Source organism: Variovorax ginsengisoli (assembly GCF_030811835.1).
Taxonomy (GTDB): Bacteria; Pseudomonadota; Gammaproteobacteria; order Burkholderiales; family Burkholderiaceae_C; genus Variovorax; species Variovorax ginsengisoli_C.
In genome coordinates, this window is sequence record NZ_JAUSRO010000004.1 from 234,622 (window position 1) to 249,922 (window position 15,301).

A 15,301-nucleotide genomic window follows, 5' to 3' on the forward strand; every position below is an offset into this window, starting at 1 on the left:
TCTGGCGCCCCTGCATGACCCTTGCACCCACGGCTGACGCCGCATTCGCTGGCGCCTCGTCCCGCCTGCTGCGCTTCAACAAGCCCTACGGCGTGCTCAGCCAGTTCACGCCCGAGGGCCGCTGGCAGGGCCTGAAGGACTTCATCGACCTGCCCGGCGTGTACGTCGCCGGCCGGCTCGATGCCGACAGCGAAGGCCTGCTGCTGCTGACCGACGACGGCAAGCTGCAGGCACGCATTGCCGATCCGCGCTTCAAGATGGAGAAGGTGTACTGGGTGCAGGTGGAAGGCGTGCCCGACGACAGGGCGCTGGCCGCCTTGCGCAACGGCGTGACGCTCAACGACGGTCCGACACGCCCGGCCCGCGCACGCCGGCTCGACCCGCCACCCACCGTGTGGGAACGCACGCCACCCATCCGCGTGCGGCAGGCCATCCCCACCACCTGGATCGAGCTCGCCATCAAGGAAGGCCGCAACCGCCAAGTGCGGCGCATGACGGCGGCCGTGGGGCACCCGACGCTGCGGCTGGTGCGCGCGGCCATCGGCCCCTACACGCTCGAGGGGCTGGCGCCGGGAACCTGGGCTGGCTGAAGGCTCAGCGTTCGCCGAGGAAGGCGCCGTCCACCGGTTTCTTCAACCACCCGAGGATGTCGCCACCGAGCGCGTGGGCCACGGTACCGACCATGCTGCAGGTGCTGCGCGGAAAGCCGATGTACATGAACATCTGCCGATGGGCCGTGAAGTGGACCGGCGCGGTGCTGGGTCGCTCCAACGTGCCATGCAGTTCAACGAACTTCGGGCCGCCATACATGCCCCCCGCATTCGCGAGCAGGTCGGTCACTTCGACCTTGAGCACCGGCGCGGACGCAGCACTCGGCGTCGGTGCCGCAAGCAGGTACAGCAACGGCGCTTCGAGCTGGTTTTCGACAGCCTGGCGCAGCAGCGCCGGCACTTTGCAATTGTCATCGGACTGCTGCAGGGGCAGCCCCTTGCCGGTGGTGCCGTAGGTCACCGCGGGCATCACAAGGCTGTTCTGCGCCGTCGCTTCCGGTGGCGGTGGTTCCGGTGTTTCCACGGCAGGCTGGCGTGTGCCACAGGCGGTGATGAGGCCGGCCGCGGCCAGCAAGGTGCCCAGCCGCATGGCCTTCGCCGTCGATTGCGTGCGATTGATCAAGTTGAATTCTCCCTGTATGACCCGCGCCGGAGCGCGACCCGCGATTGTCGAGGCGCCCCGGCACCGCCCGCAGAGCAACACATCGATGCAGGAGGCGCAACGTGACTTTGCCCACACTTGCAACGCTGCGTACAGGGTGCCACCCGCGCTCGCTCGCTCGCTGGACTTGCCCGATCGTTCCCCCCACTCTTCGAAAAATTCGGCGGCGCATCGAGCTGGGCCTACAAACAGCCGCTGACTTGCCGTTATAGAGCCATGCATCAATCCCGAAGCACGGACTGATGTGACGTAGCCCTTTCCACCAAGACCCTCAGGAGCCGTCATGGCTGCACACCGCCACACCGCCACCGCTCTGGCCACCGGCCGCCGCTCCGTGGGCACGGTCGGCTTCTCCATCATGTTCTGACTCACGCAGTCATAGGTGCGCGTATGAAACTCACCATCCAACAGAAAATGCTGGGCTTCAGCCTGATCGGCCTGACACTCATGGTGCTGATCGGCGCCACAGGCTATTCGGCAGTCCACATGCTGTCGTCGCACACCGACAAGATCGCCACCATCGGCACGGCCGTGCGCGTGCAGATGGACGCCGACATGATGCATGACGCCTTGCGCGCAGATGTGCTCAGCGCCATGCTCGCTTCGCTGGAGAATGACGCGGCCGAAGAGAAGCTCACCCAGGCTTCCTTGACCGAACACATCGACAAGTTCCGCGAATCGTTCAAGACCCTGGACGAACTGCCGCTGGACGCCGAGATCGTTAAAGCTTCCGCTCTCGTGCGTCCGGCCTTGAACGCCTACCTGGCGAGCGCCACCGAGATCATCGGCCTGGCCTTCACCAACCGCGATGCAGCGAAGGCCAAGCTGCCCTCTTTCAAAGACGCCTTTGAGAGCCTGGAGAAATCCATGGGTGAGCTGGCCGACCTGATCGAATCCCAGGCCAAGGTGGCGCAGGCGGCCAGCGACCGCACGGCCGCCATCGCACGCGCTGTCATGGTGGCCACCGCACTGATCGCCGGCGCCTTGTTTTTCGGCATCGGCCATGCGGTCAGCCGTGGGGTGGTGCTGCCCATTGGCCGTGCCGTGAAAGTGGCGCAGGCCGTGGCCAGCGGCGACCTGACATCGCAGATCGACACCCGCGGCACCGACGAAACCGCCCAGTTGCTACAGGCCCTCAAGGCCATGAACGACAGCCTGATCCTGACCGTGGGCTCCGTGCGCCGAAGCAGCGAGAGCATCGCCACCGGCTCCAGCCAGATTGCCAGCGGCAACACCGACCTGAGCCACCGCACCGAAACCCAGGCCAGCAACCTGCAGCAAACCGCCACGTCGATGGAAGAGCTCAGCAGCACCGTGCGCAACAACGCCGACACCGCGCGCCAGGCCTCGCAGCTGGCCAGCTCTGCCAGCGACGTGGCGGCCAAGGGCGGCAGCGTGGTGGCCCAAGTCGTAGGCACCATGGCCGAGATCACGCAGTCCAGCCACAAGATCAGCGAAATCATCGGCGTGATCGACGGCATTGCGTTCCAGACCAATATCCTGGCGCTGAACGCCGCTGTGGAAGCCGCCCGTGCGGGCGAGCAAGGTCGAGGCTTCGCCGTGGTCGCCTCGGAAGTGCGCAGCCTGGCACAGCGCAGCGCCAGCGCCGCCAAAGAGATCAAGGGCCTGATCAACGACAGCGTGGAAAAGGTGCTGAACGGCTCGCGCCTGGTGGACAACGCAGGGCAGACCATGGAAGACATCGTCGCCCAGGTGCGCCGCGTGACCGACCTGATCGGCGAGATCAGCTCCGCCACGCAAGAGCAGACCAGCGGCATCGAACTGGTGAGCGGCGCGGTGGCCCAACTGGATCAGGTCACGCAGCAGAATGCGGCGCTGGTGGAAGAGTCCGCGGCAGCAGCCGAGGGCCTGAAGCACCAAGCCTCCGAGCTGGTGAGCGCCGTCAGCGTGTTCCGGCTGACGCACGGATGACGCAGACTCACGGCGAACAGCGGTTTTCCGTGAGGTGTGGGTAAGGCAGCATTCACTCGCGGTCCAGTGACGCCAGGAATTTCTCAATTGCCGGGTTCACTGCTGTGGGATGCGTCAGATTGGCTGCGTGGCCCGCGCCGGGCACAGTGACGACATGCGCGTTCGGCAATGCATTGGCCATGGCCATGGCACGCGACAAATCGATCGCCTGGTCGGACTCGCCATGAACGACCAGCGCGGGCACCGCGATCTCCGGGACGCGGTCGCTGATGTCGTCGCGTGCTGCCAATGTCGTGAAGCATTGCAGCAGGTTGACGGGGAGGGTCTGCTTCCATTTCGTGTGCCATGGTGCAGCGCCCGGCCATCCGTCGCCGAGGATGATGTGCTCGATCACCTGAGCGTTGGCGTCGCTGAGCCCGTTTGTCACCCAGTCTTCCACCAGCGCCTGATGATGCGGCATCTGCGCCGGGTCTTCGAGCATCGCCTGCGTGTCGATCAGTATCAGGGCGCGCACCAGTGCCGGATGGGTCAGGGCACAGCGCAACGAGAGGTATCCGCCCTGCGACATGCCCGCGAGCACGGCGCGCTGCACGCCGAGGTGCGCAAGCAAGGCAGCAAGGTCGTTCGCGGAGTCGTAGTATGTGAAAGGTGTGCACGTGTCGGTAGCAGTTCGGCCATGGCCCCGCTCGTCCCACACGATGCATCGGTATCGCGACTTCAACGCAGCCACCTGCGGCTCGAACATGCTGCTGTCCATCAGCAGGCCATGGGAAAAAATAACAGCCGGGCCGTCACCACCGCTGTCTTCAAAATAGAGGTCTTGTCCGTTGAGGTGCGCGATGGGCATGTGCTCTTCCTTGATGGGTGTTTGACGTTAGGCGCCACCGGAAATGCTGTCCATAAGGACTCAAGCCGATACGAGTCGCGCGGGTGACTCCAAAGTCCGCTGCGAACCGTCTCGCGCCCGGCTCTCGTTCCCACACTTGCAACGCTGCGTACAGGGTGCCGCCCGCGCTCGCTCGCTAGACTGACCCGATGGTTTCCCCCTACTCTTTTGTCTCTTCTCCCCTCTCCTCGCATGCGTCCCAGCGTCGCACCGCCATGCTCGGTGCGGTCGGCGCGCTCGGCACCCTGCTCCTGCCGGCGATGCCTGCCCATGCAGCAACGCCCGTGACCACGCCCATGCTCTGGCCGCAGGCCGCTGCGGTGCCGGGCGGCGTGGTGCGGCTGTCGCTCGGCCCGGCGGCTGCGCGCCCTGCCGCGTACACCGAAGGCGAGGTGCCCGTGCTGGTGACCGGCGACCCGATCGAATGGACCGCGCTGGTGGGCATTCCGCTGGCCGCGCCGGTCGGCAATGCGCACATCGTGGTGCGTGACGCCGGTGGCAGCCAAAGATCCATCGCCTACGCCATCGCCCCCAAGCGCTACAGCGAGCAGCGCCTGAAGGTGGCGCCGGGCACGGTCGACCTGTCGGCCGCCGATCAGGCGCGCTACGAGCGCGAGCGCGACCACCAGGCGGGCGTGATGGCGACCTTCACCGAGGCGCTGCCCGCCGACCTCCAGATGGCGGTACCGGTGCCCGGCCGGCGCTCGAGTTCCTTCGGCCTGCGTCGCGTGTTCAACGGCCAGTCGCGCAATCCACACAGCGGCATGGACATCGCCGCAGGCACCGGCACGCCGATCCGTGCCCCGCTGCCGGGCCGCGTGATCGACACGGGCGACTACTTCTTCAACGGCGGCACCGTCTGGCTCGACCACGGCCGCGGCCTGCTGACGATGTACTGCCACCTGAGCGCCATCGACGTGAAAGTGGGCGACATGCTGCAGACGGGCGACCGGTTCTGCGCCGTCGGCGCCACCGGCCGCGTGACCGGGCCGCACCTGCACTGGGGCGTGATGCTCAACCGAACGATGGTGGACCCGGCGCTGTTCGTGCCTGCCTGAGCCCGATGCTGCCTAGCGCGCCAGGCGCGCGCCCGGCCACAGGCGGACGGCCAGCGCACCCAGCGCGCTCACGGTGGCCAGCACCACCACCGCACGCCAGCCCCACTGCGCCAGTGCCAGGCTGCCCAGCGCCGCACCGGCGGCCATGCCGATGAACATGCCCACGAACAGCACCGCGTTGAGCCGGCTGCGCGCAGCGGGATCGATGCTGTAGACGATGCTCTGGTGCGACACCAGCGTGGCCTGCACGCCCAGGTCGAAGCCAATGGCGGTGGCCACCAGCAGCACGATCTGCGCGTGTGTGGACAGCAGTGGCATGAAGGCCATCGCGGCGAACGAGACGGCGGCCAGCCCCACGCCCAGGCGGGTCACCAGCTCCGGCCCGCGCCGATCGGCGATGCGCCCTGCGATGGGCGCAGCCAGCGCACCGGCCGCGCCAGCCAGGCCGAACGCGCCGGCTGCGGCGCTGCCCAGGTGGAAGGGCGCGCCATGCAGCATCACCGCCAGGGTCGACCAGAACGCGCTGAAGCCGACTGAAAGCAGCCCCTGCGCCAGTGCCGCGCGGCGCAATGCGCCGTGGCGCCGCCACAAACCGACCAGCGACCCCATCAGCGCGCCGTAGCTCAGCTGCGTGGTCGGCCGGAAGCGCGGCAGACCGCGCCAGGCCGCAGCGCCGATCAGGGCGATGCTCGCCGCTGCAGCGAAAAACATCGAACGCCAGCCGAAATGCTCGGCCACGAACCCGCTGACCACCCGCGACAGCAGAATGCCCAGCAGCAGGCCGGTCATCACCGTGCCGACGATGCGGCCCCGGTGCGCCTCGGGTGCCAGCACGGCAGCGGCAGGCACGATGTCCTGCGCCAGCGTGGCGGCCAGGCCGATCGCCAGGCTCGCCACCAGCAGCACCCCGATCGATGGCGCAGCGCCCGCCAGCACCAGCGCCGCGCACAGTGCCGCCGCCTTCATCAGGATGATGCTGCGGCGGTCGTAGCGGTCGCCCAACGGTGCCATCAACAGGATGCCCAGCGCATAGCCGAGCTGCGTCAGCGTGGGTGCAAAACCCACCATGCGGTCCGACGCGCCGATGTCTGCACCCAGGATGCCCAGCATCGGTTGGCTGTAATAGAGCGCTGCGGCTGCCAGGCCAGCGGCGCTGGCCAGCAACAGCACGAGGGACGCGGGCAGCTGCGGGGCGTCCGTACTGGCATGCGTGGTGGGAATGGTATTCATGGGTAGTAACCCTCGATCAACAGAACAAGAGCGTGAGTCTGCGCGGCAATTGCCTCTGGCGGTAGCCACGAACTCCGAACAATTGTTATACGCTCAGCGCATGACAAAAGCTGCCTTTTCGGCGTTGCCCGGCGCCTCCGACCGCATCGAGTTGATGCAAACCTTTGTGCGCATCGTGGAAGCCGGCAGCCTGTCGGCCGCAGCCGTTCAACTGGGCGCGACGCAGCCCACGGTCAGCCGACGTCTGCAGGCGCTCGAACGCTCACTGGGCATGCGCCTGCTCCAGCGCTCCACCCATGCGATGAAGCTCACCGACGACGGCGAACGCTGTTTCGAACGCGCCAAGGCGCTGCTGGCCAACTGGGAGGTGTTCGAGTCCGATCTGCGCGGGGCCGGCGAAGAGCCCGAGGGCACCCTGCGCGTGGTGGCGCCGCACGCCTTCGGCCAGGAAATGCTGGTCGGGCCGCTGGCGCACTATTTGCGGGCTCATCCACACGTGACCGTCGAATGGCTGCTGCACGACCGCGCGCCCGACTTCATCGCCGACGGCATCGACTGTGCCATTCAAGTCGGCGAACTCGTCGACCCGGCCCTGGTGGCGATCAGGCTGTCGGAGGTGCCCCGCGTCGTGGTGGCGGCGCCCTCGCTGCTCGCCGGCCAGCCGACGCCACAGCACGCGACCGACCTGGCCGCCTTGCCATGGCTGGCGCTGCGCACGTTTTACCGCACCGACATCCTGCTGACCCATGCGATCACCGGCGAGAGCTGCCGGCTACCGATCCGCCCGCGCATGAGCACCGACAGCCTGTATGCAACCCGCAGTGCGGCCCTGCTCGGCCTGGGTGTGGCCGTGGTGTCGGCGTGGGCGGTCGCCGACGATCTGGCGCAGGGCCGGCTGCTGCACCTGGTACCGCGGTGGCATGCCGCGCCGCTGCAGATCCATCTGGTGTATCCGTACGCGCGCTTCTACCCCGCCAAACTCAGGCGCTTCATTGATCTGATGCGCCACGCCCTGCCGCAGGGCGTGGACACCCGGAACCCGTTGCACGCAGCAGGCGCAGAAAGCACCGACCGCACCGGTCAGCCGGGGAGCGCTTCCAGCCCAGGCACGCTGCCGATTTCCGACGGCTTGTAGATCTTGTGCTGCGCCGCGGGGGTGGTGGCATCGGTCACCACGGCCAGACGCCACGGATCGCCGCGCTGGGCGCCCGCACGCTCTTCACTCGACAGCTGGAACGTCGATACGCCAGGTGCGGTGCCCTTGATCGCCAGCTTGAGCAGGGTGGCGCCCTTCTTGTCGAACACCTCGATGTCGTGGCCCAGTTGCTGGCTGCTCACGTTCTCCGCCTTGTAGCCGTAGCTGGAGAAGTGCTTGGTCAGATAAGCGACGGCGGCAGCCTGCGCTTCTTGCGGCGACGACTGCACGATCACGACCTCGGGCTCTGGCGCGGGAACACTGCCGCGCGCAAGGCCCGCCTGCAGGTCTTCGTCCGTCGGCACCCAGCCGCGCGCGCCGCGCACGAGCACGGCGATCTTTTCGTCGGCGTCCCAGCGCGCGACATGCCATTCCTCATCGTCGGGCACCCGCACCGACACTTTGGCGGCCTTGTCGGTTTCCAGGTCGGCAATGGCCACCCGGTTGGTCTGCAGCACGGCGCGCACGCCCTGCCCTGCGTCCATGGCACGTTTGAGCAAGGCGATCCGGTCCTTGGCACGCTGCAACTGCAGCGCGCTGCGCTCACCACCGTCGGCGCGACGCGACGCGTCAAGCGACTCCAGGCAGAACCACCGCCCACCGGCACCGATGCTCACGAACTCGGCCCAGATGGTGGCAATGATGTTGTCGCCCGTCGCCAGCCAGGCCGAATCGGACGCTTTCTGGCGTGCATCGAAAACGCCCATCTTGGAAATGATCTCGACGGGCGTGCGCTTGTCGCCCAACAGGCGCTTTTCATTGATGACCGACAAAACGGCGGGGACGACTTCTTTTTCCATTCGGCGCGATTGAACTGAGTTGTGATCGCTCGAAGTATGCCGCGACTTCCGGCCGTCGCTGCCACGCTCAGCCGCGACGCTGCGGCGTGGTGCTCCAGACGATCAATGCCAGCAGCGCCACCTGCAGCGGCAGCCGCGCCACCAGCGCCCACCAGGGCACCGATGCAAAGCGCTCGGGCTGCTGCAGCATGTAGAAGTGCGCCGGCGTCACCGCCAGCGTCAACACGAACAGGCCCCAGCCGGCGGCGCGGCGGGTCTTGCGCCACAGCAGGCCCATCGCACCGACGAGCTCGAACACGCCGCTGACCAGCACCGCCTCGCGCGGCCAGGCGATGTAGGGCGGCACGATGCGCATCTCGGTCTCGGTCAGCGCGAAATGCGCGATGCCCCCGATGAAGAACCAGAGGAACACGAACCCCAGGCCCGCGAGACGCCAGCGGCTCATGGGCGGCTCAGAGCGGCCGGGTGAGGTACACGGCTTCCCGCCCGACGATCGGCGCGCGCGTGGGCATGAAGATGGTGCAGTCGTCGCAGGGTGAGCGAATTTCCTCGCCGCCGTTGTTCGCGATGAGCTCCCCCTTGGCAAAGGTCTCGAAGCCGACCAGCGGTCGCGTGAAGCTGAAGTCCGCCGACTTGACCATGTGCGTCTCCAGCAATTCGAAGCGGCGTTGTGCCGGCGGAGCGGCGGCGGCCGGCTCCTGGTCGATCAGGCCGAAGTGCGCGAGAAAGTCGAGCGTCACCGCGGTCGCGAGTTCAGCCGCCGAGCGCTTGAAATGCTGGCCGCACTCGACCACCATCGCCGCGCCGTGGCCCGCCGGGTCGCCATGGTGGCCATACTGGATCAGCGGCGTGCCCGAACCCAGGCCGCTGGGCATGACCAGATGCACCGGCGGCCGACCGATGGCCAAGGCCACCTGCGCATTGCGGTCATACGCCGGGTAGACCCAGAACGGCACCACGTCCTGGCTCGTCGAATGGATGTCCAGGATGTAGTCGGCCGCGTCGATGACCGGGCGCAGCACGCGGGCGCGACGCAGCTCCGGGCTGTCTTCGCCGCCGTCGAGCAGTTCGGCCGACCAGATGCGGTTCATGTTGTGCACCAGCTGGCGGCTCTCGAAGGGCTGTGCCTCGTTGAACGACTCGTAGGCCTCGACATTGGAGAAGCAGACGGTGAGCGTGCCGATCTTCGGGCGCACGCCGGTGTCGAGCAGGTGCGTGGCGGCGACCATGCCGCAGATCTCGTTGCCGTGCGTGAGCGCACTGATCAGCACGTGCGGACCCGGCTTGCCGGATTCGAAGCGATGCACGTAGTCGATGCCGACATTGCCTTCGCGGTAGGCAGACAGATCGCGGGGAAGGATTTCGAAAGCGGGAAGATTCTGGGTCATGACGGGGCAACAGGCGCAAGCAACGATGGAACGAACGAGTTTGCTACACATCGACACCGCCTGCCAGACACGCGTGTCATCTAATATGCGCCATCGGATGGCCGGCAGCGGTCGTCTCCACCCTAGAGAGGAAGTCCCGCCATGCCCCAATTTGCAACGATCGTCGGTGCCGTCACCTATACCCCGGGCGATGGTGTCCCCATCGCCATCCCCTTGGGCACGACCGTGGAGGTCAATCTCGCCCCCGACAGCGCCACGCTGAGCTGGGAAGCGGAAAGCGGCGTGCTCGGGCTCACCGCCATCCCCCGCATGCAGTACGAAGAGTATCTGGAAGCAGGAAAGATCAAGCTCAAGGACTGAACGCAGGGCCGGCCGGCCCGCGGCGCGGCGCGCGTCAGTGCACCTTGCGCCGGGCGCCGTCGGTCAGCGCTGCCATCGAGGGCGAAATCCAGTGCGGATCGTTGAGCACGCGCTGAAAATTTTCGCGCAGCCAGACATGCGCCGGATCGGCATGAAAGCGCGGGTGCCATGCCATGCGCATCGCCTGTGCCGCCACCTCGACAGGCAACGCGAAGATTTCCAGGCCCATGCTCGCGGCCATGTTGCGCGCCATGCGCTCCGGCACGCAGGCCACCAGGTCGGTGCGTGACGCAGCGCACACCGACGAAAACGTACTGGGCACGCGCAGCACCACACGGCGCGACAGCCCGTGCCCGGCCAGGGCAGCGTCCACCGACGAGGTCTCGCCCGGGCGCAGCGTCACGCTCACATGGCGCGCCTGGGCAAAACGTTCGATCGACATCGTCCGCTTGCCCGCGCGTCCGGCGAGGAACGGATGCGCGTCGCGCACCGCACCGACGAGCGATTGCTGCGACAGCACCAGCGCTTCGGTTTCCGGATCGCCGTTGCGAAAACTCCCCACGTCCAGATCGATGCGCCCTTCGCGCAGTCCGCTCGCGTCATCGTGTGTTTCCGGCAGGAACTGCAGCGTTGCCAGTGGCATGTGTTGTTCGAGCGCGTGCGACAGCGCTGCGCCGAACACCACGGCCACGCCTTCGGGCGCGCGCACCACGAAGCGTCGCTCCAGAGCGGCCAGGTTTTGAGCGTCGACAGGCGCGCGCAAGGTCTGGGCCTCGGCCAGCAACTGACGCACCGGCGCTGCCAACGCCAGCGCGCGCGGCGTGGGAACCAGGGCGCGTCCGGCCCGCACCAGGATGGCGTCGTCGAACACATCGCGGATGCGCGCGAGCGTGTGGCTCATGGCTGGCGTGCTCAGGTTCAGTTGTTCGGCCGCCTTTGTCACGCTGCAGGTTGCGAGCAAGGCATCCAGGGCTACCAGCAGGTTGAGGTCGTACGATTTCATCGAACGAAATCATATATTGAAAATATTGCACTGGACGAAACAATGGCCCCGCCAGACACTGCGCGCCAGATTCACTCGGTGCCTACCCCCATGTCATTGTCCGTCCCTGCGCCCGACGCTTGCGCCCCGGCCTCCACCTTTACTTCCATCCGACCGGTCATGGCGATGCTGATGCTCATCCTCGTGCTGGCCGCACTCGACCAGACGGTCCTGTCGACCGCCCTCCCCGTCATGTCGCGCGAGCTGCCTGGGCACCTGCCGCTGGCATGGGCCTTCTCGTCCTACCTGCTGGCCGCCACGGTGGTCATCCTGCTCTACGGCCGGCTGGCAGATCTGTTCGGTCGCAAGCCGATGCTGCTGTTCTCGATCGGCCTGTTCGTGCTCGGCTCCCTGGCCTGCGCGCTCAGCCAGAACCTGCTGCAACTGGTGCTCGCCCGAACGCTGCAGGGCGCAGGCGGCGGCGGGCTGATGACGCTGACGATGCTGGTGGTGGCCGACATGTTCTCACTGCAGGAACGCGGACGCTACCAGGCGCTGCTGGGTGCAGCGTATGGCATCGCGACGATGTTCGGGCCGCTGGCCGGCGGTTGGCTTACGCAGCATCTGTCGTGGCGTTGGGCGTTTTCGGTCAACGTGCCGCTCGGGCTTGTGGCCTTCGCCGTGCTGGCCGCAACGCTGCCGCCTCGCAGGCCGGCGGCACACCCCGCCGCCGAACGGCCGACGGTGGACAGCCTGGGCTGCCTGCTGATGGCCGTGTCGCTCGTCGCGCTGCTGCTGGCCACCCAGCACGACCGCCTCGATCTGCCAAAAAGCGCATCGAGCTGGCTGCTGGGCGTCACAGCAGCCGTGGCTGGCACGGCTTTCCTGTGGCGTCAGCACCGGGCGGTGCATCCGCTGCTGCCGCTGTCGCTGTTTGGGCGCGCCGACTACGCGGCAGCCGCGCTGCTCAGCACCGCCACCGGCGTGGCCTTGTATGCCGCCGTGGTGTTTTTGCCGCAGCACCTGCAGATCGCCCGCCATCTGAGCCCGACCGCTGCCGCCTGGTACCTGCTGCCGCTGATGGCGGGCATGACACTCGCAGCCATCACCAGCGGCAAGCTGCTGCGCGCCCGCAAGCCGCCACGCCAGCTGGCCATCGCCGCCTCGGGGCTGATGGTGTTGGGTTTCGCGCTGCTGGCGCTGGCGTTGCACTTCCTGGAGGATGCGCCCTTGGCCCTCTCCGCCTGCCTGGCACCCCTGGGCTTCGGCTTGGGCCTGCTGTTCCCGATCGTCAGCGTCGTGTCCCAACGCAGCGCACCGCAGACGCAGCTGGGCATTGCCACCGCCACGCCAGTGATGCTGCGCAACCTGGGCGGTGCGGTCGGCGTCGCGCTGCTGGCGTCGCTGCTGCAACTGCGGATCGCGGCAGGCGTGGCGCCGCTTCAGTGGGTGTTTGTCTGCGCGGCGGGCGTGAGCGTCGTGGCGCTGCTGGCCTGCCGCTGGTTGCCGGTCGATCTGCGGCCGGTGTCAGCAATGGCGTCGACGGCATCGGCCCCCAGGCAGGTAGCCTGAGGCCGGGCAACCTCAGTGCCCGCCGCCCAGGTACGCTGCCTTCACCGCCGGATCGCTGCGCAGCTTTTCAGCCGGCCCGTGCAGCGAGATCTTCCCGTTCTCCAGCACATAGCCATAGTCGGCCACGCCCAATGCGGCGGCGGCGAACTGCTCGACCAGCAGCATCGTCACGCCCTCGCTTTTCAGGCGCTCGATGATGCGGAACACTTCGGCCACCAGGATGGGCGCCAGCCCCATCGAAGGCTCGTCGAGCAGCACCACCTCGGGGTTGAGCATGACGGCACGCGCCATGGCGAGCATCTGCTGCTCGCCCCCGGACAGCGTGCCGGCCAGCTGGGTGCGCCGCTCCTTCAGGCGGGGGAACAACTCCAGCGCGCGCTCCAGGTCGCCGGCCACGTCGCCGCGCGGGCGGCTGCCCGTCAGCCGGGGAAAGGCGCCGAGCGTCAGGTTGTCGGTGACGGTCATGGTGGCGAATACGCGCCGCCCCTCGGGCGAGTGCGCCAGGCCCAGCTTGGCGATGTGATAGCTCTCCAGGCCGTCGATGCGCTTGCCGTTGAGCGTGATCTCGCCGGCCGTCGGCGCGATCATGCCGGAGACCGCACGCATGGTGGTCGTCTTGCCCGCGCCATTGGAGCCGATGAGGGTGACGACCTTGCCGCGCGGCACTTCGATCGAGATGCCGTGCAGCACCTGCACCTTGCCGTAGCCGGCCGATAGATTGTGGATGGTCAGCATGTGTGGCTTTCTGATCAGGTCGCGGTGCTGCCACCGAGATAGGCTTCGATCACTTTCTCGTCGGCCTGCACTTTCGCCGGCTCGCCCTCGGCGATCTTCTGGCCGAAGTCGAGCACCGAGACGGTGTCGCACATGCTCATCACCACATCCATGTGGTGCTCGATCAGGATCACGGTGATGCCGTGGTCGCGGATCTTGCGGATGATCGCGATCAGCTCCTTGATGTCCGGTGCCGTCAGGCCGGCCGCGGGCTCGTCGAGCAGCAGCAGTTGCGGGTCGAGCGCCAGCGCACGCGCAATCTCCAGCAGCCGCTGCTTGCCATAGGGCAGGTTGCGTGCCTCTTCGGCCACGAACTCGCCCAACCCCACGAAATTCAGCAGCCCGAGCGCCCGGCTGACCGCCGCGTCGCTCTCGCGCCGGTAGCGTGGCGTGTGCACGGCCACGTCGAACAGGTTGCTCGCAAAGGTATGGTGCAGGCCCACCTGCACGTTCTGCAACGCGGTCATTTCGCCGAAGAGCTGCACGTTCTGGAAGGTGCGTGCAATGCCCGACAGCGCAATGTCAGACGACGTGCGCCCGACCAGCGAGCGGCCCGCGAAACTGATGGCGCCCGCCGTCGGCACGTAGATGCCCGTGAGCACGTTCATCATCGTGCTCTTGCCCGAGCCGTTCGGCCCGATCAGGCCGTGGATGGTGCCGCGACGGATGCTCAGGTCGACGTTGTTGAGCGCCTTGAGCCCACCGAACTGCATCAGCACACCGCTGGCCTGCAGCACTTCGGCGCTGCCCCCTGCATGGGCGGCGGTGGCGACCGCATCGGTCGGCGCCACACCCTCGACGGTCGGCGGCAACTGCACCACCGGCCGGCGCATGTTGAAGGCCTTGCGCACGAAACCGACGATGCCGTCCTGCAGGTAGTAAACGACGAACAGCATGATCACGCCGAAGATCGACAGACGCCAGTCGGTCATCGTGTCCAGCCAGAACGCGAGCGCGGCCAGCGCAATGCTGCCGACCACGGGAATGGCCATCTGCGCCGGCGTGGCCCGTTCGCGCCGGATGGCGACCGCCGCGGTGACCAGCACCAGCACCGCCAGGACCACCGAGACATAGCGAAACAGCACCACGTCGTCCAGCAGCTTGGGCAGCAGCACGATGATGGCTGCGCCCAGCAGCGAGCCGATGCGGCTCTTGCGCCCGCCCATGATGACGGCCAGCAGGAACAGCACCGTCAGCTCGAAGTTGTACGAGTTGGGCGAGATGTATTGCTCGGAATAGGCGTAGAGGCAGCCTGCCAGCCCGGCAAAGCCTGCGCTGATCACAAAGGCGTACACCTTGTAGCGGTACACCGAAACGCCCATGCAGTCCGACGCCACCGGGCTGCCGCGCAGCGCCTCGAATGCGCGGCCCAGGTGCGAGCGCAGGATACGATGCACCACCACCAACGCCAGCACCATCAGCACCACGACCACCCAGTAGAACTCGCGTTCGTCGAGCTTGTGACCGAGCAGCGAAGGCTTGTCGAGCTTGATGCCCATCGGGCCTTCGGTCAGGAAGCTCATCTCGTTGATGAGGATCTGGATGATGGTGCCGAAGGCCAGCGTGACCATGGCCAGGTAGGGCCCCGACACACGCAGCGCCGGCAATGCCAGCAAGGCGCCGAAGCCCGCCGTGAACAGGATCGCCACCGGCACGGTGATCCAGAACGGCGCCGCCAGCTTGAACACCAGCACGCCAGCCGCGTAGGCGCCCAGGCCGAACAGACCGGCATGCCCCAGGGACACCTGCCCCGTGTAGCCGACCACGATGTCCAGCCCGAACAGCACGATCGCGTAGATCATGATGGTCTCGAGCAGGTGGATGTAGTACGGGTTGTCGATGCCGATCGGGAAAAGCAGCAGCGCAGCGACGCCCGCGATGGCCAGCAGCAGATGGCTGGTCTTCATTTTTT

At 67.1% G+C, this 15,301-nt stretch carries 15 protein-coding genes; 6 read left to right on the plus strand and 9 right to left on the minus strand.

Annotation, left to right across the window (positions count from 1 at the left end):
• The first annotated feature begins 14 nt into the window (after window positions 1–14).
• Window positions 15–590, plus strand: coding sequence for a pseudouridine synthase (locus tag J2W36_RS07315; protein ID WP_307689037.1), 576 nt, complete (start codon window positions 15–17; stop codon window positions 588–590).
• A gap of 4 nt (window positions 591–594) precedes the next feature.
• Here the strand turns inward: J2W36_RS07315 and J2W36_RS07320 are convergent, their stop codons facing one another.
• Window positions 595–1,173, minus strand: a complete 579-nt coding sequence (locus J2W36_RS07320) for a hypothetical protein (protein WP_307689038.1) — start codon at window positions 1,171–1,173, stop codon at window positions 595–597.
• A 429-nt stretch (window positions 1,174–1,602) separates the two neighbouring features.
• Here J2W36_RS07320 and J2W36_RS07325 point away from each other — a divergent pair, with 429 nt between their 5' ends.
• Window positions 1,603–3,144: a methyl-accepting chemotaxis protein gene (locus J2W36_RS07325; protein ID WP_307689039.1), complete on the plus strand. Its 1,542-nt coding sequence runs from the start codon at window positions 1,603–1,605 to the stop codon at window positions 3,142–3,144.
• 52 nt (window positions 3,145–3,196) lie between these two features.
• On the opposite strand, the gene J2W36_RS07330 is transcribed toward J2W36_RS07325, so the two are convergent.
• Window positions 3,197–3,991, minus strand: a complete 795-nt coding sequence (locus J2W36_RS07330) for an alpha/beta fold hydrolase (protein ID WP_307689040.1) — start codon at window positions 3,989–3,991, stop codon at window positions 3,197–3,199.
• A 188-nt stretch (window positions 3,992–4,179) separates the two neighbouring features.
• On the opposite strand from J2W36_RS07330, the gene J2W36_RS07335 reads away from it, so the two are divergent.
• Window positions 4,180–5,088: a peptidoglycan DD-metalloendopeptidase family protein gene (locus tag J2W36_RS07335; RefSeq protein WP_307689041.1), complete on the plus strand. Its 909-nt coding sequence runs from the start codon at window positions 4,180–4,182 to the stop codon at window positions 5,086–5,088.
• A gap of 12 nt (window positions 5,089–5,100) precedes the next feature.
• Here J2W36_RS07335 and J2W36_RS07340 read toward each other — a convergent pair whose 3' ends face one another.
• On the minus strand, window positions 5,101–6,318 hold the full coding sequence (locus J2W36_RS07340; RefSeq protein WP_307689042.1) for an MFS transporter: 1,218 nt from the start codon (window positions 6,316–6,318) through the stop codon (window positions 5,101–5,103).
• 100 nt (window positions 6,319–6,418) lie between these two features.
• Between J2W36_RS07340 and J2W36_RS07345 the strand changes: the two genes are divergently transcribed.
• Window positions 6,419–7,453: a LysR family transcriptional regulator gene (locus J2W36_RS07345; protein ID WP_307689043.1), complete on the plus strand. Its 1,035-nt coding sequence runs from the start codon at window positions 6,419–6,421 to the stop codon at window positions 7,451–7,453.
• Here J2W36_RS07345 and J2W36_RS07350 read toward each other — a convergent pair.
• From J2W36_RS07350 to J2W36_RS07360, 3 genes are all read right to left on the minus strand, one after another.
• A complete protein-coding gene (locus J2W36_RS07350; RefSeq protein WP_307689044.1) occupies window positions 7,399–8,313 on the minus strand; it encodes a protein NO VEIN domain-containing protein in 915 nt (304 codons plus the stop codon). The two genes, J2W36_RS07345 and J2W36_RS07350, sit on opposite strands and share 55 nt — an antisense overlap.
• Before the next feature lie 67 nt (window positions 8,314–8,380).
• Window positions 8,381–8,758: a DoxX family protein gene (locus J2W36_RS07355; protein ID WP_307689045.1), complete on the minus strand. Its 378-nt coding sequence runs from the start codon at window positions 8,756–8,758 to the stop codon at window positions 8,381–8,383.
• Window positions 8,759–8,765: 7 nt separating this feature from the next.
• Window positions 8,766–9,701: a M14 family metallopeptidase gene (locus J2W36_RS07360; RefSeq protein WP_307689046.1), complete on the minus strand. Its 936-nt coding sequence runs from the start codon at window positions 9,699–9,701 to the stop codon at window positions 8,766–8,768.
• A 141-nt stretch (window positions 9,702–9,842) separates the two neighbouring features.
• On the opposite strand from J2W36_RS07360, the gene J2W36_RS07365 reads away from it, so the two are divergent.
• Complete coding sequence (locus J2W36_RS07365; RefSeq protein ID WP_307689047.1) at window positions 9,843–10,061, plus strand: hypothetical protein; 219 nt, start codon at window positions 9,843–9,845, stop codon at window positions 10,059–10,061.
• Between the two features lie 34 nt (window positions 10,062–10,095).
• Here J2W36_RS07365 and J2W36_RS07370 read toward each other — a convergent pair whose 3' ends face one another.
• Window positions 10,096–11,064: a LysR family transcriptional regulator gene (locus J2W36_RS07370; RefSeq protein WP_307689048.1), complete on the minus strand. Its 969-nt coding sequence runs from the start codon at window positions 11,062–11,064 to the stop codon at window positions 10,096–10,098.
• A 90-nt stretch (window positions 11,065–11,154) separates the two neighbouring features.
• On the opposite strand from J2W36_RS07370, the gene J2W36_RS07375 reads away from it, so the two are divergent.
• The gene (locus J2W36_RS07375) at window positions 11,155–12,615 is read left to right on the plus strand and encodes an MDR family MFS transporter (RefSeq protein ID WP_307689049.1); all 1,461 of its coding nucleotides are present in this window, start codon (window positions 11,155–11,157) and stop codon (window positions 12,613–12,615) included.
• 12 nt (window positions 12,616–12,627) lie between these two features.
• Here the strand turns inward: J2W36_RS07375 and J2W36_RS07380 are convergent, their stop codons facing one another.
• On the minus strand, window positions 12,628–13,350 hold the full coding sequence (locus J2W36_RS07380; protein WP_307689050.1) for an ABC transporter ATP-binding protein: 723 nt from the start codon (window positions 13,348–13,350) through the stop codon (window positions 12,628–12,630).
• Between the two features lie 14 nt (window positions 13,351–13,364).
• Window positions 13,365–15,296 (minus strand): branched-chain amino acid ABC transporter ATP-binding protein/permease, encoded by a 1,932-nt coding sequence (locus J2W36_RS07385; RefSeq protein ID WP_307689215.1) that lies wholly within the window; start codon window positions 15,294–15,296, stop codon window positions 13,365–13,367.
• Between the last annotated feature and the right edge of the window lie 5 nt (window positions 15,297–15,301).

Excerpts from the sequence above, each read along its gene's own strand:
- J2W36_RS07315 (WP_307689037.1), top strand. The coding sequence starts at position 15 with ATGACCCTTGCACCCACGGCTGACGCCGCATTCGCTGGCGCCTCGTCC.
- J2W36_RS07325 (WP_307689039.1), top strand. The coding sequence starts at position 1,603 with ATGAAACTCACCATCCAACAGAAAATGCTGGGCTTCAGCCTGATCGGC.
- J2W36_RS07330 (WP_307689040.1), bottom strand. The coding sequence starts at position 3,991 with ATGCCCATCGCGCACCTCAACGGACAAGACCTCTATTTTGAAGACAGC.
- J2W36_RS07335 (WP_307689041.1), top strand. The coding sequence starts at position 4,180 with ATGGTTTCCCCCTACTCTTTTGTCTCTTCTCCCCTCTCCTCGCATGCG.
- J2W36_RS07340 (WP_307689042.1), bottom strand. The coding sequence starts at position 6,318 with ATGAATACCATTCCCACCACGCATGCCAGTACGGACGCCCCGCAGCTG.
- J2W36_RS07345 (WP_307689043.1), top strand. The coding sequence starts at position 6,419 with ATGACAAAAGCTGCCTTTTCGGCGTTGCCCGGCGCCTCCGACCGCATC.
- J2W36_RS07350 (WP_307689044.1), bottom strand. The coding sequence starts at position 8,313 with ATGGAAAAAGAAGTCGTCCCCGCCGTTTTGTCGGTCATCAATGAAAAG.
- J2W36_RS07355 (WP_307689045.1), bottom strand. The coding sequence starts at position 8,758 with ATGAGCCGCTGGCGTCTCGCGGGCCTGGGGTTCGTGTTCCTCTGGTTC.
- J2W36_RS07360 (WP_307689046.1), bottom strand. The coding sequence starts at position 9,701 with ATGACCCAGAATCTTCCCGCTTTCGAAATCCTTCCCCGCGATCTGTCT.
- J2W36_RS07365 (WP_307689047.1), top strand. The coding sequence starts at position 9,843 with ATGCCCCAATTTGCAACGATCGTCGGTGCCGTCACCTATACCCCGGGC.
- J2W36_RS07370 (WP_307689048.1), bottom strand. The coding sequence starts at position 11,064 with ATGAAATCGTACGACCTCAACCTGCTGGTAGCCCTGGATGCCTTGCTC.
- J2W36_RS07375 (WP_307689049.1), top strand. The coding sequence starts at position 11,155 with ATGTCATTGTCCGTCCCTGCGCCCGACGCTTGCGCCCCGGCCTCCACC.
- J2W36_RS07380 (WP_307689050.1), bottom strand. The coding sequence starts at position 13,350 with ATGCTGACCATCCACAATCTATCGGCCGGCTACGGCAAGGTGCAGGTG.
- J2W36_RS07385 (WP_307689215.1), bottom strand. The coding sequence starts at position 15,296 with ATGAAGACCAGCCATCTGCTGCTGGCCATCGCGGGCGTCGCTGCGCTG.